The organism is Streptomyces sp. NPDC030183 (assembly GCF_055573455.1).
Genome location: NZ_JBVIBK010000026.1, coordinates 13,888 through 37,530, shown reverse-complemented (window position 1 = coordinate 37,530; position 23,643 = coordinate 13,888). Strand labels below are relative to the sequence as shown.

General features: G+C 69.5%; 15 protein-coding genes. 2 read left to right on the top strand and 13 right to left on the bottom strand.

Going from position 1 to position 23,643, the window contains the following annotated elements:
• Nucleotides 1-271: 271 nt before the first annotated feature.
• From ACZ4Z2_RS28570 to ACZ4Z2_RS28540, 7 genes are all read right to left on the bottom strand, one after another.
• Nucleotides 272-3,124, bottom strand: coding sequence for a glycosyl hydrolase family 95 catalytic domain-containing protein (locus tag ACZ4Z2_RS28570; protein ID WP_468079813.1), 2,853 nt, complete (start codon nucleotides 3,122-3,124; stop codon nucleotides 272-274).
• Between the two features lie 28 nt (nucleotides 3,125-3,152).
• Nucleotides 3,153-4,610 (bottom strand): RICIN domain-containing protein, encoded by a 1,458-nt coding sequence (locus ACZ4Z2_RS28565; RefSeq protein ID WP_468079811.1) that lies wholly within the window; start codon nucleotides 4,608-4,610, stop codon nucleotides 3,153-3,155.
• 464 nt (nucleotides 4,611-5,074) lie between these two features.
• A complete protein-coding gene (locus tag ACZ4Z2_RS28560; protein ID WP_468079810.1) occupies nucleotides 5,075-6,331 on the bottom strand; it encodes an RNA polymerase sigma factor in 1,257 nt (418 codons plus the stop codon).
• Nucleotides 6,328-7,530: a mandelate racemase/muconate lactonizing enzyme family protein gene (locus tag ACZ4Z2_RS28555; RefSeq protein ID WP_468079808.1), complete on the bottom strand. Its 1,203-nt coding sequence runs from the start codon at nucleotides 7,528-7,530 to the stop codon at nucleotides 6,328-6,330. Before ACZ4Z2_RS28555 ends, ACZ4Z2_RS28560 begins: the two co-directional genes overlap by 4 nt.
• Before the next feature lie 3 nt (nucleotides 7,531-7,533).
• Nucleotides 7,534-8,361, bottom strand: coding sequence for a carbohydrate ABC transporter permease (locus tag ACZ4Z2_RS28550; protein ID WP_468079806.1), 828 nt, complete (start codon nucleotides 8,359-8,361; stop codon nucleotides 7,534-7,536).
• Nucleotides 8,361-9,242, bottom strand: coding sequence for a carbohydrate ABC transporter permease (locus ACZ4Z2_RS28545; RefSeq protein ID WP_468079804.1), 882 nt, complete (start codon nucleotides 9,240-9,242; stop codon nucleotides 8,361-8,363). Before ACZ4Z2_RS28545 ends, ACZ4Z2_RS28550 begins: the two co-directional genes overlap by 1 nt.
• A 13-nt stretch (nucleotides 9,243-9,255) precedes the next feature.
• Nucleotides 9,256-10,527, bottom strand: coding sequence for an ABC transporter substrate-binding protein (locus tag ACZ4Z2_RS28540; RefSeq protein ID WP_468079802.1), 1,272 nt, complete (start codon nucleotides 10,525-10,527; stop codon nucleotides 9,256-9,258).
• A 158-nt stretch (nucleotides 10,528-10,685) separates the two neighbouring features.
• On the opposite strand from ACZ4Z2_RS28540, the gene ACZ4Z2_RS28535 reads away from it, so the two are divergent.
• On the top strand, nucleotides 10,686-11,456 hold the full coding sequence (locus ACZ4Z2_RS28535; RefSeq protein WP_468079801.1) for a FadR/GntR family transcriptional regulator: 771 nt from the start codon (nucleotides 10,686-10,688) through the stop codon (nucleotides 11,454-11,456).
• Between the two features lie 7 nt (nucleotides 11,457-11,463).
• Here the strand turns inward: ACZ4Z2_RS28535 and ACZ4Z2_RS28530 are convergent, their stop codons facing one another.
• The 6 genes from ACZ4Z2_RS28530 to ACZ4Z2_RS28505 form a co-directional block, all read right to left on the bottom strand.
• The gene (locus ACZ4Z2_RS28530; protein ID WP_468079936.1) at nucleotides 11,464-13,767 is read right to left on the bottom strand and encodes an RICIN domain-containing protein; all 2,304 of its coding nucleotides are present in this window, start codon (nucleotides 13,765-13,767) and stop codon (nucleotides 11,464-11,466) included.
• 84 nt (nucleotides 13,768-13,851) lie between these two features.
• Nucleotides 13,852-14,742, bottom strand: coding sequence for a sugar phosphate isomerase/epimerase family protein (locus ACZ4Z2_RS28525; protein ID WP_468079799.1), 891 nt, complete (start codon nucleotides 14,740-14,742; stop codon nucleotides 13,852-13,854).
• Nucleotides 14,743-14,746: 4 nt separating this feature from the next.
• Nucleotides 14,747-15,934, bottom strand: coding sequence for a substrate-binding domain-containing protein (locus ACZ4Z2_RS28520; RefSeq protein WP_468079798.1), 1,188 nt, complete (start codon nucleotides 15,932-15,934; stop codon nucleotides 14,747-14,749).
• A gap of 22 nt (nucleotides 15,935-15,956) precedes the next feature.
• Nucleotides 15,957-16,928, bottom strand: coding sequence for an ABC transporter permease (locus ACZ4Z2_RS28515; protein WP_468079796.1), 972 nt, complete (start codon nucleotides 16,926-16,928; stop codon nucleotides 15,957-15,959).
• A gap of 1 nt (nucleotide 16,929) precedes the next feature.
• Nucleotides 16,930-17,901 (bottom strand): ABC transporter permease, encoded by a 972-nt coding sequence (locus ACZ4Z2_RS28510; RefSeq protein WP_468079794.1) that lies wholly within the window; start codon nucleotides 17,899-17,901, stop codon nucleotides 16,930-16,932.
• Nucleotides 17,898-19,481, bottom strand: coding sequence for a sugar ABC transporter ATP-binding protein (locus ACZ4Z2_RS28505; protein ID WP_468079792.1), 1,584 nt, complete (start codon nucleotides 19,479-19,481; stop codon nucleotides 17,898-17,900). The genes ACZ4Z2_RS28510 and ACZ4Z2_RS28505 overlap by 4 nt, the downstream gene beginning before the upstream one ends.
• A gap of 592 nt (nucleotides 19,482-20,073) precedes the next feature.
• Between ACZ4Z2_RS28505 and ACZ4Z2_RS28500 the strand changes: the two genes are divergently transcribed.
• Nucleotides 20,074-23,625 (top strand): ThuA domain-containing protein, encoded by a 3,552-nt coding sequence (locus tag ACZ4Z2_RS28500; RefSeq protein ID WP_468079791.1) that lies wholly within the window; start codon nucleotides 20,074-20,076, stop codon nucleotides 23,623-23,625.
• The last annotated feature ends 18 nt before the right edge of the window (nucleotides 23,626-23,643 follow it).

Sequence of the window (23,643 nt, the reverse complement as noted above, 5' to 3'; positions counted from 1 at the left end):
ATCCCGCCGCCATTTCCCCACACGAAGAGCGATGGTCGTACAACTTTCAATAACCTGCCGGTCAACAGCATTCCCCTTGTGATCACACGTTGGCAAGGCGTAGTCACAGGTGGATTTTTATGCCGAGCAACGCATGATTCCCGCAGAGAAGAGGAGGAGGCAAAGGCGACCGCTGTCAGACTCGGACGGCCCCCACACCGCGCCGCTGTCGCGTCGCGCCGCAGGCCACGGCGAACACCGCACCGGTGGGCAACTCCGGCAGGACGCCTGACTACACGCGCTGGAGTTGGAATCGCTGATTGGCGCTGCCTCCGGCGGACCACTGGGAGATGCGGGCTCCGTCTGCGGTGGAGGCTTGCCACACGTCCAGGGCCAGGCCGCTCTGTCGGTTGATCAGGCTGATCACGGCACCGCCGTGGTCGACCACCCGCCACTGCTGGCCGGCGGCGTCGGTGACCGGCTGCTGGGTGATGTCGGCGCCGCTGCTGCTACTGGCGGCGTGCAGGACCAGACCGCTGTGGCCCACCCGGATCTTGTAGTGTCCGTCGTCGGAGGGCAGGAACTCGAAGTGCTGGTTACGACCGGTGGTGATCTGCCACTGGATCAGCAGCGCGCCGGCGGCCGACGACGCACCGTTGATGTCGGCGGCCTTGCCGCTGTGCTGGGCCACCAGCCGGTACGCCACGCCGGCCTCCACCGGCCCCGACCTGAGTGCGGACGCGCGGTAGGTCTTGCCGGCCTGGCCGGTGAACTCGATGAGATCGGTCTCGATCCGCTTCGGCTGGACCGGATCGCCGCTCGCGTCGTCCCGCAGTGTGAAGTCGCCGGTGAGGATTCTGCTGCGCACGCGGACGGTCCCGGTTCGGTCGGGCGTGACGACGAACTCGATCCGGCCGCTGCTCCACTCGGCGCCGACGGTGTACCCGCCGCGGCCGCGCAGTCCGCTCACGCGCCCGGTGGGCCAGGCTGCCGGCAGCGCCGGCAGCACGTGCAGTTCGCCGTTGTGGCTGTGCAACAGCATCTCCGCGATGCCCGAGGTGGCGCCGAAGTTGCCGTCGATCTGGAACGGCGGGTGCAGGTCGAACATGTTGGGCGCGAGCCGGTCCGTGCGCACCAGGTCCCGGAGCAGCTTGTGGGCCCGGGCACCGTCCTCCAACCGCGCCCAGAAGTTGATCTTCCAGGCGAGCGACCACCCCGTCCCGTCGTCACCGCGCAGCTCCAGCGTCCGCCGTGCGGCCTCGTGCAACTGGGGTGTCCCCCGCTTGGTGATCTGGTTGCTCGGGTGCAGGCCGTACAGGTGGGAGACGTGCCGGTGGTTCCGCTCGGTCTCCACCCAGTCGGCCAGCCACTCCTGGACATTGCCCCGGGAGCCGACCCGTGTCGGGGCCAGCCGGTCCCGGGCCGCCAGTGCCTGAGAGCGGAAGGCGGCGTCCACGCCGAGGGTTTCGCCGGCGCGGGCGACGCTGTTGAAGAGGTCGCGCAGGATCTGGTTGTCCATGGTGGGCCCCGCGCAGACGGTGGCGTTCGTGTGGTGAGGGAGCTCCGGAGAGTTCGACGGGTTGGTGACCAGGTGTCCGAGCGTCGGGTGGGCGACCAGGGTGTCGAGGAAGAACTGGGCGGCGCCCTTCAGGGCCGGATAGTTCGAGCGGAGGAAGTCGATGTCACCGGTGAACAGGTAGTGGTCCCAGATCAGCGTGGCCAGCCATGCGCCGCCGGTCTGCCACATCCCCCACTGCGCCCCGTCGACGACCGAGGCGCCCCGCCACGCGTCGGTGTTGTGGTGCGTCACCCAGCCACCGGCGCCGTACTGCGCCTGGGCCACCCGGGCGCCGGTCACGGTCAGGTCGTCGATCATGTCGAAGACCGGGCGGAAGCATTCGGACAGGTTCGTCGTGTCGGCGGGCCAGTAGTTCATCGGCAGGTTGGCGTTGATGGTGAACTTCGAGTCCCAGGACGGAGCCATCTGGTCGTTCCAGATGCCCTGCAGGTTGGCCGGCTGCGTGCCCGGCCGCGAGGACGAGATGAGCAGATACCGGCCGAACTGGAACAACAGGGCGGAGAACTGCGGGTCGTTCACTTGTGCGTGCTGCGCGATCCGTACGTCGGTGGGCTGGTCGGCCGCCGCCGTACGTCCCAGGTCGACCGACACCCGGTCGAACAGCGCCTGATAGTCGGTGCGATGCCGGCTGCGTAATGCGTCGATGCCCAGGTTGCGGGCAGCGTTGAGGTGGCTCCGCGCGATCCCCTGGTGGTCGCCGTCGACCCTCCGGAAGTCGACGTAGCTGGAGCCGATCGACACCAGGACCGTCACGCTGGTGGCGCCGGAGACCCGCAGCGTGCCGCCGGAGCTGCTGACCGTGCCGCCCGTCACGGCTGCGTGGGCCAGGGCGAGGAACCGGACCCGCCCGGCGATGCCCTCCATGGTGCCGGAGGTGCCGTCGAGGGCGATCGTGGCCCCGTCCGGGCTGGACAGCGTGGTCCGTTGGGGACTGTCGAACGTGGCGCTGAAGGTGAGGGAGTTGGCCCGGTCGGCCGTCAGCCGGACCACGATCACCTGGTCGGGGGCGCTGGCGAACACCTCACGCTGGTACCGCACGCCGTTCAGCACGTAGGTCGTGATGGCCGTGGCGGTGGTGAGGTCGAGTCTCCGGTTGTACTGCGAGGCGCCGGTGGCGCTGCCGAAGGAGAGCAGGAGGTTTCCGACCGGCTGGTAGGCCAGCTGTCCGGCCGGGCTGCCCAGCATCGTCTGGTTGATCAGGTCCTGCGCCGGGCCCCACTGATCCGCGAAGACGCGCCGCCGGATCTCAGCGATGTTGGCCGCGCCGCGGGTGTTGGCGGAGTCGTACGGACCGCCGGCCCAGACAGTGTCCTCGTTGAGCTGCAGCCGTTCGGTGTCGACGTTGCCGAACACCATCGCGCCGAGGCGTCCGTTGCCGATCGGCAGTGCACGCAGCCATTCCGCGCCGGCGGGCTTGTCGTACCACAGGGCGAGATCGTCTGCGGCCCGAACCTCCGGCGGCGCGGCCGAGCCGCTCCTGGCCCTGGCCGTCCACCCACCCGGCACGATCCCCGCTCCAGCCGCCGCCCCGGCGGCGAGGAACCGTCTGCGTGTCACTTCGGACATGTCGTTGTCCCTTCACGACTGGAGCAGGTCAATGACTTGGGTGAGCACCGGTGTTCTGGGTCTGCCATGTCTGGTTGTCGCCGCCCCAGCACGTCCACAGCTGCGCCTTGAGGGTGGCGGTGTTCACGTCGAGGCAGAGCCCGGATCGAACGCTGCGGATGGTGCCGTCACCGCCCACCGTCCAGCGCTGGTTGTCGCCGCCGTTGCACGCCCAGGTGCCGACCACGGTGCCGTTCGTCGTCCCGCCGCTGTACGCGTCCATGCATTTGAGGCCGCCCAGTGCGGTGATCTGTCCGCCGGCCGTCACGGTCCACTGCTGGCCGACCGTGTTGGCGCAGGTGTTCACCTGGAGTTGTGTGTTCGCCGTGGTCCCGCCGGGGATGTCCAGACAGCGCCCGGTGCCGACGTTGCGCAGCAGGCCGGCCGGGGCCGGTACGTCGCCGTCCAAGCCCCAGCCGTACCTGAGGCGCTCGCGGCCGCTGGTGCTGGGGGTGCTGAGCGTGAGGTTGGTACCGGTGCCGTGCAGTTTCTGCATGGCGTACCAGTCGTCGCCCTGACCGGCGCGTATCTTGCCGCCCAGCCCCGGCCAGTAGACGGAGCCGATCCGCAGTTCCCGGAGCACCGTGGTGGTGGCCCGGAAGTAGCGCACGAAGTTGTCGGTGCTGCCGGCATCGTGGTAGTTGAGCCCGGTGTCCATCGGCGCGCCGAACTCGTCGACGACAGTGCGGTCGGCGCAGGAGCCGATCGCGTTCCGCAGGTACGCCACCCACTGGTCGTAGGTTTTGGCGCCGCTGAAGAACGTGTAGTGGTGCAGCGACAGGAACGTTCCGTCAAGGCGGCGGTCGGCGCACATGGATGTGATGTCGGTGTTCAGGCCGGCGCCACTGACGAAGATGCGGTTCCGGGGGATCGAGGGGTGGCTGCTGATCCAGTTGCTCGCCACGTTCGCCCACTCGGCGGCGGTGTGTCCCCCGGGTTCGTTCATGGGCTCGAAGTAGACGAGGCTGTTGGAGCCGTACCGTGCCAGCACCGTGTTCCACATGGCGTCGAAGGCGCTCGGGTTGACGATGCGTCCGTCGCGGGCGGCCACCCCGTCGTCCCAGTAGGAGAGGACGACCTTGAATCCCTTCGCGGTGGCCGCGTCTATCGCGCCCGTGTAGGCGCTCCACCAGCTCGTGCCGACGGTGTAGGTGTTGATCGGGAGACGGACGGTGTTGGCGCCGAGGTTGTTCTCGAACCCGGTGTAGATGGCGTTGGCCTTCGCCACGACCGTCTGGTAGCTGTCGGAGCCGCTCAACCCGTGCAGGACCAGCGGTCCCGCGTGGAAGTTGTCACCGAGCCGGGCCCAGTTGACGCCGCGGAACTGGGCCGTGTCGGCGGCGGTGGCCGAGGCGCTCTCGTGCTCGGCGGCCGCCAGGACGCCGGGGACGGTCAGGATGTAGGCGAGCGCCCGGGCGAGGTAGCGCCGGCGGCGGGTGTGGGGCATGGTCGCGCCTTCCCGGTTGGCGGTGTGGTCGCGTCTGCGCGGTGCGGGATCTTGACGTCGGCCGCCTGCCGGCAGCCGGTCGAGCCGGCGCGGAGCTTGCCCTCTCCGCGCCGGCCCCCTCCCAGATCGCTCGCGCAGCGAGCATGTCAGCGTCATGCCGCTGCCGTGGCGTCTGGAAAGCCTTGCTCCCCGGCCTGGCCGGATCTCCGGTCAGCAGGTGGAGTGGCGGCGTTACGGTCCATGCGTTCGTGCAGGAAATGCAACTGACACGGGTTCAACCACGCGCTTCACGCGGTACCGTGCCGGGATTCCGCGGATCTCTTTCGGCTTTCGCCTTTAGAGGTCATGAATGGGGAACGTTCCGCGTGGACGACTAAAAGATTGACAGATTGCCATGGTTCATTCAAGAGGGAAACTGCGGCGAATCGGGAGTGGCGGACGCATATGAATTGCGGCAGTTTTCGTTATCGGTGACCGGCTTGGACAGTCGCCGCCGCCGTAGTCCCGAAAAGCATGGCCTTGTCGCCGAACGCGAGGACTCGGGTGCGGCTCGAACGGCTTTCAGGTCTTCTGTCGAGCACCGTGGCGGACCGCGCATGCGGGACGGGGAGCAGTGCCAGGGCGACGATCAGCCGTTCAAGGGGCACCAGTTCGTCGGCGGCCCGGCCGCAGTCCGCACAGGATCGGGTGTGCCGGGTGATGCGCTTGCGCCACAGCGCGCTCGGTACGCCGTCCCAGCCCCCCAGCGCGGCGGTCAACTGTGGGCACCGGGGGTCGGCTTCCAGCGCCGCGACGAGTGACCGGCTCAGCTCCAGTTGGTTGCGCATCCGCTGGACGCGCACACCCGCGTGGGCCACGCTCGTTCCCAGCGCCGCCGCGAGCTCCGCCCTCGTGAGCCGGCCCGCGGTCTCCAGCCACCACAGCGACAGCAGCGCCCGGGCGTCCGGGTCGAGCCACCGACTGGCGCGTACGGTCTCTCGGCGGTGACCGGACAGCTCGACGTGGATCAGGGCGAGGTTCTCGGCGTCGGCGTCCGGCGGGTCGGTCATCTCGTCGAGGGGGGCCGTCCGTTCGGCGTCCGTGTGCCGCCGGTGCAGATGGGTGCTGATCTGTCGTGTCGCGATCGTGGCCAGCCAGGGCCGGAAGCATTCCGGGGTGCGTAACGTGCGCAGTTCGGGAAGGGCCCGCAGCATCGTCTCCTGCACCACGTCGTCGACGTCCGCGGGGTCACCCAGCGCCCTGCGCACGATCGCGTACACCAGTGGCAGGTACGTCGCGGCCAGGTCGTCGAGCGCTCGTGGATCTCCGGCCTGTGCGGCGACGACCAGGCTCGTCTCGTCGCCTCGGCCGACTCGGCCGGCTCGGCCCGCTCGCGTCATGAGCCCGTACATGTCGCCCAGGGCAACGGCGCCGCGCACGTCGCCACTCTCGGGTTCGCGCGCACGATCGGATCGGGGGCGGCCGGGTGGTGATGCCGGGCGGCCCGTCATCGCCCCGGCGAGATCGTCGGCGCGGCTCCGGCGACCGGTCGGGATCCGGCCGGGGATCGCCCGGTCGCGTGGGGGGTCCGTGCGTAACGTCTCGGTGTCGACGGTGGCGATGCGGCCTGGTGTGATGGTGCTGACGCCGCGCCCGCTCCGCTCCTTCGCCGGGGCCGGCGCCTCGGCGACCCGGGTCTCGATGTCGTGGGTGCGGGCCGCGCGGTGGACAATCGCGTTCACCGATCCTCCATTCCCATGGTGTCGAACGTCCCTTCCGCGGTGGATCCGCGTGGTCCGGGGGTGACCGCGAGCAGCCGCCGGCCGGCGTGCTCCGGCCGTATGTGCGGTCCGTCGGGTGTGTGTGCCGTTCGCTGACGGTCTGCGGTCATCGCCGTCTCGTCGATCCGGATGCCCAGGCCCGGCGTGTCGCCGAGCACGAAGGCTCCGTCCTCGATGTGCAGGTCCATCGCGACGCCGATCGGCGGCCGCAGGGCCTGTAGTTCGCCGGCGAGGTGGTTGGGCACCGACGTCGCGGCGTGCAGCAGCGCGACCGGCGTGTTGCCGATCGGGCTGACCGGCAGGTCGTGGGCGTGCGCCAGCGTGGCGACGCGCAGGAAGTGGGTGACTCCCCAGACCGCGGCCGTCTGGACGATGTCGACGCCTCCCGCCGCGATCAGCGGGCGGAACTGCTCGAGCCCGGTGAGGTTCTCCCCGGTGGCGACCGCCGTCCGTACGCCGCGGCTCACAGCGGCCAGGCCCTCGGCGTCCCAGCGCCGGACCGGCTCCTCGATCCAGGTCAGGTCGAGTGTGCGTTCCAGTTCACCGACGTGGCGTACCGCCTGCTTGCGGCTCCAGCACTCGTTCGCGTCCAGCATGAGCCCTGGCCGGGCCCCGTGCGCGGCCTCGGTCAGTACCTCGCGTACGAGCGACAGCCGGTGCCGGTCACGCTCGATGTCCAGACCGCCCTTGAGCTTGGCCGCCCTCAACCCGTGTTCGGCGTAGACCTGGTAGGCGGCGACGAGTTCGTCGTCGGTGAGACCGATGTCCAGGCCGGAGGCATAGGCGGGGACCACGCGGTCGTTGCCGCCGAGCAACCGCCACAGCGGCTCACCGGCGGCCTGGGCCTTGATGTCCCACAACGCCGTGTCGAACGCGCCGATCGTGCCGAACACCACGCCGGCGTGCCCGGCTTTGAAGGTGTGCCGCAGCATGCGGTCGTAGAGGGCGGTCACCGCGCGCGGGTCCTGGCCGTCGAGGGCGGCGAAGATCGCCTCGGCCTCCACGTGCGGTCCCAGGCCGACTCCGGTGATCCCCTCGTCGGTCTCGACGATGACGACCGGCACGGACATGACGCCGTCGGCGTAGACGCCGTTGGCGTCGCCGACGGGTCGGCCCCATTGCTGCGTCGTCGTCAGGGTTCTGTACCCGGTGATGCGCATGCGTCAGCCCTTCGTCGCGCCGGCCGTCACGCTGTCAGCGATCTGGCGCTGCAGGAACAGGTAGGTCACCAACACGGGCAGCCCGGCGATCAGGACACCGGCTGCGAAGGTGGGGATGTCTGCGGAGTACTGGCCGCGCAGTGAGGTGATGCCCACCATCAGGGTGCGATGGTCGGCCGACGGCATCATCAGCAGGGCGATGAGCACGTCGTTCCAGCAGAACAGCGCGTCGAGGATGCCCACCGACAGCAGTGCGGGAGCGCCCATCGGCAGCATGACGCGCCGGTAGACGCCGTACAGGGTGTTTCCGTCGATCCGCGCGGCGTCGACGAGCTCGGTGGGCACGGCTCGGTAGTAGCTCGTCATCAGGAAGACGGTGAACGGCAGGAACTGCGCGACGTAGGCGAGGATCAGGCCCGGATAGGTGTCGATGAGACCGCCGTCGGCCATGATCCTGGCCAGCGGCACCATGATCACCTGGAACGGGACGAACAGGGCCGCGAGGCAGACCAGAGCCAGCGTGGACGAGCCACGGAACCGCACCTGGGCCAGCGCGAACCCGGCCATGGACCCGATGAGCAGGAGCAGCGCCACGGCGCAGGCCACCACGAGGACCGAGTTGAGGAAATACCGGCCCATGCCGACGCTGTTCCACGCGGTGCCGAGGTTGTCCCACTGGAGAGTGCTCGCCAGGGAGAACCGGTCGAGGATGTACTCCCGGCGGGTCTTCATCGCGACGTTGGCGGTGAACAGCAGCGGGTAGATCGTCGCCAGCGCGAGGAGCGTCATCGGCACGGCGACCAGCCATCTGCTCGGCCCCGGGCGGGACATCAGTCCTCCCTCCCCGCCCGGCGCAGCAGGCCGACCTGCAGCAGGCCCACGACCAGCATGACGAGGAAGAGGACGGTGGACGCGGCCGAGGCGAGCGCCGGGCGGCTCATCTGCCCCTGTTGGACCCAGATGTAGTACTCCGGCAGGTAGGTCGACCCTTCCGGGCCGCCGCTGGTCATGACGTAGAGCAGCCCGAACATCGAGGTCAGCATCCCGATCATCGTCGTGACGACGACGAACCGGATGGTGCGGGCCAGTCCCGGGATGATGACGTGCCAGATCATGCGGGCGAGCGAGGCGCCGTCGACCCGGGCGGCGTCCAGGAGTGCGGGGTCCAGGGTGGCGAAGCCGGCCAGGAACACCACCAGCGCCATCCCCGACGTCGCCCAGATGTGCACGCCGACGACGGAGAAGATGGCTATGTCGGGGTCGCCGAGCCAGTCCACCGGGCCGATGCCCGAGCTGGCGAGCACGGCGTTCAGCGGTCCGTCGAAGGCGAGGAGCAGGTTGAAGATCGCGCCGACGATCACCGGTGAGAGCACGGCCGGGAAGAAGTAGACGCTCCGGAAGAACGGGTGTCCTGGCACCCGCAGATGGATGAAGGTGGCGAGCAGTCCCGGGATCGCGACCGCGACCGGCAGCAGCAGCACCAGCAGTCCGACGTTGCGCAGCGCGGTGGCGAACAGCGGGTCGTCGATGAGTTCCGCGTAGTTGTCGAGCCCCACGGTGGCGCCGTTGCGTGCGCCGTCACCGGTGAAGGAGAAGCTGACACCCAGTCCCAGGGGCCACAGCCGGAGCAGCACGATGATCAGGACGGCGGGAGCGACCAGGACGTAGGGGGCGAGGCGTTCGGCGCGCCGGCCGCCGCGGACTCGCGTCATGGGTGACATGGCCTCAGCCCGCCTGGTCGGACGCCGCCAGCTGCTTCACCGCCGCGTCGACCGTGACCGATCCGCTGAGCAGTTGCTGGGACAGCCGCCCCATCAGGTCCAGCGTCTTGGACGACAGGGCCACGTGCAGGGCGGGCTTGCCCCCGTCGACCTCGGACACGATGGCGGCGACGGCCGGGCCACCGCTCGAGACGTCCACGGTGCGGTCGGCCGCGATGGCGCCCGCGTCGGCGGAGAACGACTCCAGTGCGTCGGTCGAGGTCAGTGAGCGCACCAGGTCTGCGGCGGCCTGGGGGTCATTGGTCCACTTGGCGACGGCGTAGCCGATGCCGCCGTCGTAGGGAAGGCTCGGCGTGGCGCCGGCCGTCACGACCGGCGCCTTCATGACGCCGACATCGGCGGCGTCGAGGAATTCCGCGAAGTCCTTCCAGTGCCCGACGTCCGACATCAAACCGATGACGTGGGCGGCCTTGTGGGACTGGAACACGGCGAACGCGTCGTTGAACATCGCCGTCGAGTTCGCCCCGTCGTTGTTGAGGCCCTTGTCGTTGGCCTCTTTCCACAGGGAGAAGACCCGCTTGACCGCCGGGGAGGACCAGTCCCGCTCGCCGGCGATCCAGTTGTCGTACTCCGTGGGCGACAGGACGCCCGAGCCGAGCCCGGACAGGAAGAACTGGATTCCGATGCCTTCCTTGTTGCCCTGCGCGAAGCACCGGGCACCGGTCTTCCTGGTGATGGTCCGGCAGTCGGCGACGAACTCGTTCCAGCTGGTGGCCGGCTGTTCCGGGTCCAGTCCCGCCTTCCGGTAGAGCGACTTGTTGTAGTAGATCGGGTGACCTTGCAGGGTCACCGGAGCGGCGTACGTCTTGACGCCCTTGGTGAAGGCGTCCCACCCGGCGAGCCGCTTCTTGTCGTCGCGGACGTACTTGTCCAGCGGCAGAAGGGAGTCCGCGCGGTCACGGATCTGCCCGCCGCCGTTGAAGAGCATGACGTCCGGCCCTTTGCCGGCCTGGATGGCGGCCCCGAGAAGGGTGTAGTACTGATCGAACGGCTGGGCGACGAACTCGACCGTCACCCCGGGATGCCGCTCGGCGAAGTCCGCCTTGGCCTTCTTGACGTACGAGGACGCCGAGGCGTCGCCGGACTTCCAGTCCCAGACGACGAGCTTGCCCTTCGAACCACCGGGCGCCGCGTCCGGGTCGGAGGCGCTTCCGCAGCCGGCTAAGACAAGGAGCCCGGCGACGAGGATCGCCGACCACAGTGTTCGCTGCTTCATTGCTGCCCCACTCTCCTGAGGTGGCCGGCTGTCCGGCAGTTGAGGTTGAGGAGGAACGCAACTCGTATGACGTATGTAACTCGTATGACGTATGACGTCAACCGGATGCCGTATAGTGAGCGGGAATCCGTGGCATGGCGCGGGTCCCGGGGGGTGTCATGACGGCAGTACCGCAGTCATCCGCAGGGGCCTCCGAGGTCCCCGCCTGGAGTCGGCGCCCGGCGAACCTCGCCGCCGCGGTCACGGCTGAGCTGGTGGAGCGGATCGTCCGCGGAGTCCATCCGTCCGGTTCGCCGCTCCCCCCCGAGCCCGTGCTCTGCGCGACCTTCTCGGTCAGCCGCACCGTCGTCCGCGAGGCGGTGAAGATCCTTCAGGAGAAGGGGCTGGTGCAGGTCCGCCAAGGCGCCGGCACGATGGTCACCCCACCGGCGATGTGGAACATGCTCGACGAGATGGTCCTCGGCGCGACCATCGCCGAGGACGAGAGCCTGGCCATCCTGGATCACCTCGTCGCGACCCGCCGCGTGCTGGAGTCCGACATGGCCAACGTCGCCGCCCGCCTGGCGAACGCCGAGGTGATCGACCAGCTACGCGGTCTGGTGGAGCGGATGGATGAGCTGGTCGACGACCCCGCCTCGTACCACGAAGTGGACCGGGCGTTCCACGACACCGTCATGCAGGCGTCGGGGAACCGCATCGGCCGTGCCGTGGTCCGTTCGCTGGAGCGCCAGGTCATCGACTCCGCCCGTTACGTGGGCCGAACCGGCCGCGCCCTGTGCGTCGCGTCCAACCAGGGCCATCGGCGCATCTACGAGCGGATCGCCGAGCACGACCCCAGGGGTGCGGCCGAGGCGATGTTCACCCACATCACCGAGGCGTGGGTGGTGCGCCGCAGCGGGCCGGGCGAGCCGACCCGGCTGCGGCGTTAGAGGCGCGTCAGCGCAGTGCCCACTGCTGGTTGGTGCCGCCGTTGCAGGACCAGAGGATGATCCGGGTGCCGTTGGCCGTGCCGCCGGCGTTGGCGTCGAGGCACAGTCCGGACTGGACGCCGGTGATGGTGCCGTTGGGGTTGACGTTCCACTGCTGGTTGCTCTGACCGTTGCAGTCCCAGACGATGACGGCGGTGCCGTTGGTGGTGCCGCCCCCGCTGGCGTCCAGGCACTTGCCGCCGGGGACGGTCAGTTGCTTGTCGGCGGTGTGGGTCCAGGTCTGGCCGGCCGCGCCGGTGCAGTCCCCGAGTTGGGTCTGGGTGCCGTTGGTGGTGCCGGCGCCGGGGACGGTCAGACAGCGGCCGGACTGCGCGCCCACGATCTGCCGGGGCGTCGTCGGCGGCGGGGTGGTGTCCTTCGGCCCGGCGGACGCCATCACCTCCTGGGCGCCGGAGGGCCAGTTGCCGTTGGAGACCGTGACATTGCCGGACACCACGTTGCCGCGGTCCCCGTTGGTCACGTTCGTGCTGCCGTTGGTCGACCAGTTGTTGGTGACGGTCCAGTTCCCCATGTTCTCGCCACCCCAGTAGTTGGCTGTCGCCCACGTACCGGTGTTCGCGAAGACATTGTTGTCGGCCTTGTAGTACTTCGAGCCCTCGTCGAAGTACAGCCCGAAGTGACCGTTGGTCCGCAGACAGTGGTTCCGGCTGATCAGCGCGTTCGGGCTCCAGCCGAGCGTGTAGATGCAGCCGCCGTCGTTCATCTGCTGCATGACGTCGTGGATGTAGTTCCCGATGATCCGGTTGTTGGACGCGGTGGTCGGCGTCGTGTAGCGCGGCTGGTAGTTGTACAGGCCGCGGTTGGCATAGTGGTTGCTGCCACCAGCGTCGTTGGCGCCCCAGCCGAACCCGATCGACATGCCGGTGTACGGCATGTTGTAGACCTCGTTCTGGGCGACGGTGCTGTTGGTGACGTACGTGGTCAGGACGGAGACGATGCCCCGGTGGTCCGCCCCGAGGTCGTGGATGCGGTTGTTGCTGATCGTGATGTCCCGGTTGACCATGCGCTGGTCGCTGGGGTGGTGGGCGTCGGCGCGCACGCCGCCCACGAGGATGCCACCGGCTGAGTTCCGGGCTATCTCCGACCGGGTCACCGTGATGTTGCCGGCGCCCAGGCCGACACCGCTGGTGTGCGCGTTGGCGTCGTTGCCGATACCGATGGCCGTCTGGCCCAGGTTGACGAACCGGGAGTCGGTGAAGGTGATGGTGTTGGCGGCGGAGACCTGCACGGCGGCCGGCATCTGCCGCCAGTGAGGCCGGGCGGCCTCGAACTGCGTGCAGCCGTTGTGGCAGGAGTCGAAGCCAGGCCAGCTCCAGTCGCCGGCCAGGTACGCGCCGGTCTGCTGGTCCGCGTACCCCTGGTTGCTGCTCGGGCCCAGCCAACTCGTCCCGGTGAAGGTGATCCCGCTGAACGTGAGGTGGTGCGTCGGCTCGCCGTAGGTGCCGCCGACGTTCACCAGCGACTGAAGCCTCGGCAGTTCCACGCTGACGGAACTCATGTTCTGCCCGGCCAGGGGCTTGTAGTACAGGGTTCCGGCCGTGGGGTTGAGGTACCACTCGCCGGGCGAGTCCAGGAACTCGTACGCGTTGGTCAGGTAGAACGGGCCGGCCCGGTGTGGCTTCATGAGGGTGTCGTAGCCGAAGTTGTTGTTGTTCCACGCCGGCTGCTGCATCGTGAGGAAGTTCCCGCTGATGCTCTGCACCGGTGAGTACCGGTCGGTGAAGGAGTTGACGCTCTCCACCTCGATCCGGCTCTGGTCGGCCAGGTTGTTCAGATAGCTCAGCGCCCCGCTCGAGAACCTCAGTCCGGCGCTGGAGGCGGTGAAATCGGCCCTGTTCACCTGCGTGCGTGCCCGGGTGGCGACGGCTCCGTCGACATAGAGCTGCCGGGCATCGAGACCGGCGGGCACCTCGGCCTTCCAGATGTTCTTGGCCGTGTCGGCCACCGACCAGCCGGTGACCGCCCGGGCACCGGTGATCACCGGACGCGCCGACGGGGCGGCCCGCCACACGACCGTGTGACCACCTGAGCCGGAGTCCTCCGCTGTCAGCCGCAAGGGTCGGTCCAGCCGGTACACACCGTCCGCCAACTGCACCACGATGTCGTCCGACATGGCGTCGTTGAGCGATCGCACCGCCGCCTGCGCGGCTGTCAGTGAGCACGGCTGCGCGCTGGAGCAGTCGGTGCCGGTGCCGGACGGCGAGACGTACACGGTGTGTGCGGCCGCGGACGCGGGCGTGGGGGACGCCATCACGGCGGTCGCGGCCAAGCCGGCTGTGGCGGCTCCGGCCAGGAGCCGCCTTCGTAGCGTGAGCATGGTCAACACGTTGTCTCCTTAGGGCGGTTCCCGCCCGGTCGAGGGAGCGTTTTCCAGTCCGTGGAGGACGGTTCGGAGGTACGACAGCCCGTCGCGGGCGAGGGTGTCCTGCGTCGGGGCGAGCGGCCGCCAGATCGAGGCCGCGGTGGCGATGGCCTCGTTCTGCGCGGTGAACGACTCGATGCACACCGCGCCGCCGTAGCCGGTCGTGGCCAGGCGGGTGAGGAAGCGTGGCCAGTCGAAGTGGTCGGCGCCCGGGGCACCGCGGTCGGTGCCGCTGACCTGGACGTGCTTGATGTGCGGACCGGCCGTGACGAGCGCCTCGTAGGGGTCGGCCTCCTCGATGTTCATGTGATACGTGTCGATCATCAGACCGACGTTGGCCGGCAGGCCATTGATCAGCTCCACCGCCTGCTCGACCGTGTTGACGACGCTCGTCTCATAGCGGTTGAGGGCCTCCACGCCGATGCTCACGCCCCGCTCCCCCGCGTGGTCGGCCACCGGCAGCAGGGCGCGGCGGACGTCCGCGTAGCAGGCCGCGCGCTCCCCCGGTGACATGCGCCAGGTCCGCCCCACCGCGGCGTAGACCGGGCCGCCGACGCAGGGCGCGCCGACGGCCACCGCGCTGTCCACACAGGTCTTCAGGTACGCCACGGTGGAGGCGACGGCCTCCGGTGGGGCGTTCACGAGGTCGCGTCCGGGCGAGGTGACGGCACAGACGCCGGCCGCGCGCAGGCCGTACGCCGCGAGCAGGTCCCGCGTGCGTGCCGGGTCCCAGTCGCCGGGTCGCTCGATCGGCAGCTCGACCGCGTCGAAACCGAACGCGGCGATCCGCGGCACCAGTTCGGCCAGGACCTCGTCGTCGACGGGCGAGGCCCAGACCCACGGGTTGACGCCGATGGCGTACACCGGACTACTTCCAGCGCTTGGGGTAACCGGGCAGGTCGGTGCAGCCGCACATCGCGTAGTGCAGCGGCGGCATGCTGGGGTCGACGTACTCGTCCAGGTTGTCCTGGGTGATGGTGGGCTGTGGCAGCTTCCACGGGTTCGGCACCCGCTCGCCGTCGAGGATCTTCAGTGCGGCGATGACCGGGGTGCGCCACTGGTAGGTCGGGTAGGTCGGGGCGATCGCCGTGAGCTTCTTGTCCTTCCACAGTTTCAGGAAGTCGAGCTGGTCCTCGCCGTTGATCGGCGGCACGGGCTTTCCCGCGTCCTCGAACGCCTCGACCGCGGCGCCCGCGACCGCCCCGGCGTCCATCCAGACGCCGTCGATCGTGCCGTACCGCTGGATGTAGTCGTTGACGATCTTCTTGGTCCTGGCCGGGTCGCCGTCGGTGAACTCGACGCCGACGACGTCGACGCCCGCCTTGTCGAAGGCGATCTTCGCCGCGGACCAACGGGTCTCCAGCACGTCGACACCGGGCAGGATGCGCAGCGCGAGCAGCTTGCCGCCCCGCTTCATCTTCTGGGTGACGAACTCCGCCGCGACATGGCCGAATCCGTAGCCGCCGATCGGGTTGATGAACGTCACCGGGCAGGTCGTGTCGACGCCGCGGTCGAAGACGACGACCGGCAGGCCCTTCTGGCAGGCGGCCTCCACGGCCGGGGTGAGCGTCGCGGTGGTGTTCGGCGAGACGATGAGCGCGTCACAGCCCTTGCCGAGCAGGTCGTTGATGTCGGCGATCTGCTTCTGGTCCTTGCCTTCGGCGTCGACGTGGACGAACTCGGAGATCCGGTCGCGGTGTGTGTCGACCTCGGCCTGCATGGTCTTGAAACCGACCTGACGCCACGGGTTGTTCAGCCCGGCGTTGGAGAAGCAGATCTTGTGCGGTCCGGGCTTCTTGAACTTCGCGGTCTTCACCATCACCGGGTCGAGCGCCTGCTCCCAGGGCTTGCCGGTGGGCCCGGTGGGCTCCGTGTCCAGGAGCGCGAGCTGCTTGTCGTAGTCGGCTCGTACGAAGAACTTCGACTGCTTCCCGGTGCCCGATCCGGTGCCCGACCCGCTGCCCGCGGAGGGTGAACCCGATGCGCCGGTGGAGGTGGGCTCGTCGGTGGCGCAGCCGGCCAGCACCAGTAAGGTGCTCACGACCAGCACCGTCATGGAATGCCTCACTGGATCCCCTTCATCTGGACGGGACACGGAAGGACGCCGCCGCCACGGCGAACAGGATGATGGCGCCCTGGACGGCCGGTTTGAGGGCGCCGGAGACGCCGTAGAAGTTCATGAGCGTGAAGAGCGTCTCGAGGGTCAGCGCGCCCAGCATCGCGCCGACGACCGAACCCCGGCCCCCGCCCAGCGCGACACCACCGAGGACGGCCGCGGTGATCGCGCCGAACTCCAGGCCGGCACCGGCCTGGAACGACACTCCGCTGTACCCGCCGATGAGGACCGCCGCGAGCGTGGCGGCGAGTCCGCTGAGGACGAACGCCATGGTCTTGGCGCGCCACACGCGCACCCCGCTCAGTTCGGCGGTCCGGGGGTTGCCACCGACGGCGACCAGGGTGCGGCCGAAGTCCGAACGCGTCAGCACCAGCGCCGCCCCGGCCGCCGCCAGCAGGACGAGCAGGGCGTACGGCACCCGCCCCAGCACGGGCACGTCCTCGAACGCCGACCGGCCGAGCCGGCGGAACTCCTCGGAGAGGCCGCCCTTCGGGGCACCGTCGGACCACAGGTACACGGCGCCGACGAGGATCAGGAACATCCCGAGGGTCGTGATGAACGACGGCACCCGCAGCCATGTGGTGACGAGGCCGTTGACGAGGCCGACGGCGACGCCGAACGCGAGCAGGAGCACGGCGACAGGCCAGCCGGCCGACGGATCGCCGTCGATCAGCCGGGCCGCGACGACCACCTGCGCGGTGACCAGAGAGCCCACGGACAGGTCCAACTCGCCGGAGACGATCACGAAGTACTGGCCGGCGGCGAGCAGGACGATCGGCGCGGAGCGGCCGAGGAACGACATCAGCGACGGCGGGGAGAAGAAGTCCGGTTGGCGGGCGCTCAGCAGCACCAGCAGGACCGCCAGGATCACGACGATCGGTGCGAGACCGCCGGAGCGGAACCCGAGGAGCCGTGGTGGGCGCGCGATCCGCATGCTAGGACGCCTTTCGCATCGCCCGGCGGGCGTAGACGGCGACCGCCGCGATGATGATCACACCGCGGATCACCTGCTTGAAGAACACGTCGACCTCTAGCTGGTTGAAGACGGCGTCGATGCTCGCGAGCAGCAGCACGCCGCCGACCGTGCCGACCACGCCGCCGCGCCCGCCGGCCAGGGCGGTGCCGCCGAGCACCACCGCGGCGATCGACTCCAGGTCGTACAGTCCCTCGGTGCCCACCCTCGGCGCTCCGGCGCCGAGCCGGCTGGCGAGGTAGACCCCGGCGAGGCCGGCGCAGAGGGCGCACAGCACATGGGCGGTGACGAGGACCCGGCCGCCCCGCACACCGGAGAGCCGGGCGACCTCCGGGTCACCGCCCACGGCGATCAGGTGGTGGCCGAAGCGGGTACGCGCGAGCACGAACCAGGCCGCGGCGGTGACGGCGAGCAGCAGCAGGAACGCCACCGGCACCGGGCCGACGCGCTGGTACCCCAGGCCCTGCACCAGAGCGGGTGCGGTCTTGCCGGCCGGGCCGTCGTAGCCGTTGTCGAGGTATCCCTTCAGCAGCAGTCCGACGCCGACGGTCGCGATGAAGGGGTTGATCCGCGCCATGGTGACGAGCAGGCCGTTGACGAGGCCGATCGCGGCGCTGACGGCGAGGGTCAGGCCGATCGCCGGCAGCAGCGCGGCGTCGTCGCCGGCCATGGTCTCGGCGGCGACGAGGGTGCTCAGACTGACCGTGTACGCCACGGACAGGTCCAGCGAGCCCCCGACGACGACCAGTGTCTGGCCGACCGCGACGAGGCCCAGACCGGCGGCGACGTGCAGCAGGCTCACCGTCGTCGGCAGGCTGAACAGCCGGCCGCCGTCGACCGTGACGACGAGCCAACCGACCGCCAGGGTGAGGACCAGGGCGACGAACACGCCGGGCGGGGTCCGCCGGGCCGACGGAAACAGCGCGCCGCTCATCCGGCCGCCTCCCGCGCGGTGCCGACCGCCAGGGCGACGACATCCTCCTCCGTCGCGCCCGCGGACAGCTCGCCGGCGATCCGGCCGTCGCGCATGACGACGATCCGGTCGCTCATGCCGAGCAGTTCGGGCAGCTCGGAGGAGACCATCAGCACGGCGGCGCCGTCGCGGGCCAGCCGGCGGACGAGATCATGGATCGCCGACCTGGCTCCCACGTCGATGCCCCGGGTCGGCTCGTCGAAGAGCAGGATCCTCGGGGCGAGCGCGAGCCATCTGGCCAACACGACCTTCTGCTGGTTGCCCCCGGACAGGAAACGGATCTCCTGGTCCTCCCGTGCGGCGCGCAGCTCGACGGCCGCGAGCAGCTCCCGGACCCGCGCGGTCCGGGCACCGCGGCCGATCCGGTCAGGGCGGACGTCGGGGGCGGCGGGGTCGGTGCGCACGGCGCGTACGGCTCGAACGGCTCGGACGGCGCGGACGGCGCGGACGGCGCGGACGGCCAACAGCGCGTTGTCGAGCACCGACTGCTCCGCGACGATCCCCTCGCCCTTGCGGTCCTCGGAGACGTAGGCGATACCGGCCCGCATCGCGGCGCGGGGCGAGCGCAGCCGGACCTGGGCTCCGTCGACGGTCACCTGGCCGGTGCTGAACGGGGCGGCGCCGAACAGGGCGCGGGCCAACGCGGACCGGCCGGAGCCCTGCAGGCCGCCGACGCCGAGCACCTCGCCGGCGCGCAGCCGCAGGTCGATGCCGCGCAGCTTCCGGTTGCCCGCGCCCCGGACGGTCAGGCGCACCGGTCCCAGCTCGTGCGGCTCCGCCCGGTCGGGGTAGTAGCTCGACAGTTCGCGGCCGACCATGTGGCGCACCAGCCGATCGGCGCTGGTGTCCGCGGTGTCCAAGGTGGCCACCGCCCGGCCGTCCTTGAGCACGGTGATCCGGCTGGACAGGTCGAAGACCTCCGTGAGGCGGTGCGAGACGTACAGCACGCCCAACCCGTGCTCCTGGAGCCGCCGTACGAGCGCGTAGAGCTGGTCGACTTCGTGGTCGGCGAGAGCCGCGGTGGGCTCGTCCATGATGAGCAGCCGCGCGTCGAGGGCGAGCGCCTTGACGATCTCGACGACCTGTTGTCGCGCCACGCCGAGTCGTCCCACGCGCGTGTCGGGCGGTAAGGAGCCCTCCCCGACCGAGGCGAGGAGCGCCGCGGTGCGGCTGAGCATCGCTCTGCGGTCGACGAGTCCGCGGCGCAGGGGCTCGCGGCCCAGCCAGACGTTCTCGGCTACGGAGCGCTCGGGCAGCAGGGTCAGCTCCTGGTGGACGAGGCCGATACCGGCCCGCTGGGCCTCACGGGGGCTGCGGAACGTCCGCGGCGCACCCGCGAACTCGACGGTTCCCTCGTCGGGCTGGTGCACACCGGACACCACCTTCATGAGCGTGGACTTTCCGGCGCCGTTCTCGCCGACGACGGCGTGCACCTCGCCCGGCCGGACCTGGAGGTCCACGCCGTCCAGCACCCGCACACCGAGGAACGACTTGCCGATGCCTCGCAGAGCGAGCAGCGGCGACGGCAGCGGGCCAGACATCGTGGGAGCCTCTACATTCGCGTCGTCAGCAGGAATGAGCACACCGATAGCCGAATCGTTCGGGTGCACCCGGCATGTAATGGCAGCTCCCGTCCGCGAGCTGTCGTCGAATGGCTTCGAACTTTCACCGTGCGCAAGGGCGATATCGCGGCCCCGAGGGTAAATGCCTCGATGAGCGCCTGGCAATACCATCGGGGCCAACTTCCCCATGGCGACCGGCGATCGGCCGACAGAGATCGATACGCCGAAATCTGTTATCGAATCGCCCCGACGACAGTCGCGCGCCGAACCATGAAGACTTCCGGTCCACGAAGAATGATGCGCGAAATGTGTTATGGAATCAGCCGCACCCAATGCTTATTGACTGTTGCGAAACCCCGCTGCATGCTGACCCGCAGACCACGGGAGACGGCCGCATCCGGCGTCACGCCCCCTCTCCTCGTAGGGACTTGACTGCCCGTCACGGCGGACGGGACGACGAGCTGACGGCACACGCACGCCTCCGACGCGCTCAGGGACTCCGGCGCGTCGAAGGCGCGGCCGGCGCGTGCCCGTGGTCATGCCATCGTTGCTCCGCCGAATAGGAGACGGCATGCGTCGCATCACACTTATCTTCGGGGCGATCGCGAGCGTGCTCCTGTCGCTCGTCATCGCCCAACCGGCGTCAGCGGCGCCGGCTTTCCGAGCCCTGGTCTTCACGAAGACGGCCGGCTACCGGCACGATTCGATCCCGGCCGGCCTGGCGATGTTCCGCGAGCAGGCGGCGGCCAACAACTTCGAGTTGGTCCACAGCGAGGACTCGAGCGTTTTCACTCCGGCGAACCTCGCCACCTTCGACGTGCTCATCATGTTCCAGACCTCGGGAATGGTGTGGACCACGGCGTCCCAGCGTCAGGCCGTGGAGGGCTACCTTGCCAGCGGCAAGGGCATCGTCGCGATCCACAACGCCACGGACATGGGCGTCGAGAACGAGTACCCGTGGTGGGACCAGACCATCAACGGCGGGGCGCACATGCCGGAGCACTCCCCCGGCGTGCTGTCCGGCACCGCGATCGTCGCGGACAAGAAGCACCCGTCGACGGCCGGTCTGCCGGACCGCTGGAACCGCAGCGAGGAGTGGTACAACTTCGACCGCAACCCCCGCGGTGACGTCCATGTCCTGGTCACCGCGGACGAGCGCACGTACAACCCGGGCCCCCGAGCCATGGGCCCGGACCATCCCATCTCCTGGTGCCGCAACACCGGCGGCGGCCGCGTGTGGGCCACCGCCATGGGGCACTCCAGCGCGGCCTACAGCGAGACCGGGTTCCGCAACCATGTCCTCGGGGGCGTCAAGTGGGCGGCCGGCAACGAGCCCGGCGACTGTGGCGGCACCGTGTGGGGCAACTTCGAGAAGCGCACCCTCGACGACAACACCGCGGACCCGATGGCCCTCGCGGTCGCCCCGGACGGGCGGGTCCTCTATGTCCAGCGGGGCGGGCAGCTGAAGATCTTCAAGCCGACCACCAACCGGACGGTGACGGCCGCCACGCTCCCCGTGTACACCGGCGGCGAGGACGGCCTCACCGGACTGGCGCTCGACCCCGACTTCGCCAAGAACGGCTACGTGTACCTGTATCACTCCCCGGCCGGAGTCCCCAACGACATCAACCGGGTCTCCCGGTTCACGCTCACCGGCGACACCCTGAACATGTCGAGCCAGGTCACGATCATCGACATCCCCGCGACCCGGGACCGCACGTTCGCCGAGCCCGGGCACACGGGCGGGTACATCGAGTTCGGCCCCGACAAGAACCTCTACATCGGCACCGGGGACGACGTCCCACCGAACCTGGACCCCAACTGGCAGGGCTACGCCCCGCTGGACTGGCGGCAGGGCAAGGCCAATCTGGACGCCGCCCGCACCGCAGGCAACACCAACGACCTGCGGGGCAAGCTCCTGCGCATCCGGCCGTCGGCCGACGGCGGCTACACCGTCCCGGCCGGCAACCTCTACCCGCAGGGCACGGCGCAGACCCGGCCGGAGATCTACGCGATGGGCTTCCGCAACCCGTTCCGCTTCTCGATCGACCCGCAGAACGGGTGGGTCTACCTCGCCGACTACGGCCCGGACCGGAACCCGCCCGCGACCAACCGCGGCCCCGAAGGGCTCGTCGAGCTGAATGTCATCAAGACCCCGGGCAACTACGGCTGGCCGTTCTGCCACGGCGACAACCAGCCCTACGCGCCCTACAACCCGAGCACCGGCGCCGTCGGCGCCAAGTTCAACTGCAACGCGCCGGTCAACAACTCACCGAACAACACCGGCCTGACCAGCCTCAAGCCGATCGTCGCGCCGAACATGTGGTACGGCTACGGCGTCTCCCCGAACTTCCCCGAACTCGGTTCGGGCGGCTCGGGGCCGATGGGCGGACCGGTCTACCGCTACGACGCCGCGAACCCGTCCGAGACGAAGTTCCCGCCCTACTACGACGGGGTCCACTTCTTCTACGAGTGGTCGCGCCACACCGTCAAGGAGGTCCACTTCGACTCCGCGACCGCGGTCACCAGGACCAACTCCTTCATGCCCGGCGCCAAGTTCCTCAAGCCGATGGACATGGAGTTCGGGCCCGACGGCTCGCTGTACCTGCTCGAATGGGGCAACAACTTCTCCGGTGGCAACAACGACTCGGGTCTCTACCGCATCGACTACAACCACGGCGGACGGTCACCGATCGCCAAAGCCGGCGGAACGCCCACCAACGGGGACGCGCCACTGGACGTGCAGTTCAGCAGCGCGGGGTCCACGGACCCGGATCCCGGCAGCACGCTCACCTACCAGTGGACGTTCGGCGACGGCAGCACGTCGACGGCGGCCAACCCGTCGCACACCTACACCGCCAACGGCAACTACACCGCCCAGCTCAAGGTCACCGACAACACCGGCAGGACGGCCTTCGCCAACGTGCCGATCACGGTGGGCAACACCGCACCGACCGTCACCCTCACCATTCCGTCCAACGGCGGCATGCTGGACTTCGGTGACCGGGTGCCGTACAAGGTGTCCGTCTCGGACCCCGGCGGCGCGCCCGTCGACTGCGCCAAGGTGTTCGTCAACCCCGCCCTCGGCCACGACGACCACCAGCACGAGACCACGGACCACCCGGGGTGCTCGGGCACCATCGACACGACGCTGCTCGGCGGGCATCCCGACGGCGCCAACCTGTACTACGTCCTCAACGCCCGCTACACCGACGACGGCGGCCCCGGCGGAGCCAACCCGCTGACCGGCTACGCCCAGGTGATCCTGCAGCCCAAGCACAAGCAGGCCGAGTTCTACTCGGACCAGTCGGGTGTGCAGATCGTCGAACAGGCGGGCGCGGAGAGCGGCAAGCGGGTCGGCAACATCTCCGACGGCGACTGGATCTCGTTCAAACCGATGAGCCTGTCGGGCGTCACGAACGTGCGCTACCGCCTGTCGTCGCCGAGCGGCGGAGGATCGATCGAACTGCGCGCCGACTCCCCGACCGGCACGCTCCTGGCCACGACACCGGTGCCCGGCACCGGCGGCTGGAACACCTACCAGTCCACGTCGGCGGTGAACACAGCCGATCTCTCCGGCTCGCACCCGCTCTACCTGGTGTTCAAGGGCACCTCGAACAACTGGTTCGACCTCGACTCGCTCACCTTCGGCGGCAACGGGGTCGGCGAACCGGGCAGCGGCGGCGGTGGCGTCGCCGGTCGAACCTGGACGGTCGCGGCGCAGCACAGCGGCAAGTTCATGGACGTCAGCGAGGCCTCGACCGCTGACGGCGCGCAGGTCGTCCAGTGGCCGTCCACCGGCGGCAACAACCAGAAGTGGCAGGCCGTCGACGCCGGTGGCGGCGCCGTCTATCTGAAGGCGGCGCACAGCGACAAGTGCCTCGCCGTCACGGGCGGGTCCACCTCCCAGGGCGCGTTCCTGCAGCAGGCCACCTGCAACAACGGCAACCCGCAGAAGTTCCTCGTCACCCCGTCGACCACGGCGGGCGTGTACACGATGAAGAGCGTCCCCAGTGGACTGTGCGTCGACGTCAACGGCGCCTCGACGGCCGACGGCGCACGACTCCTGCAATGGAGCTGCCACAGCGGCACCAATCAACAGTGGAAGTTCACCGCCGTGTAACCCGTCCGGTGGAGGCCC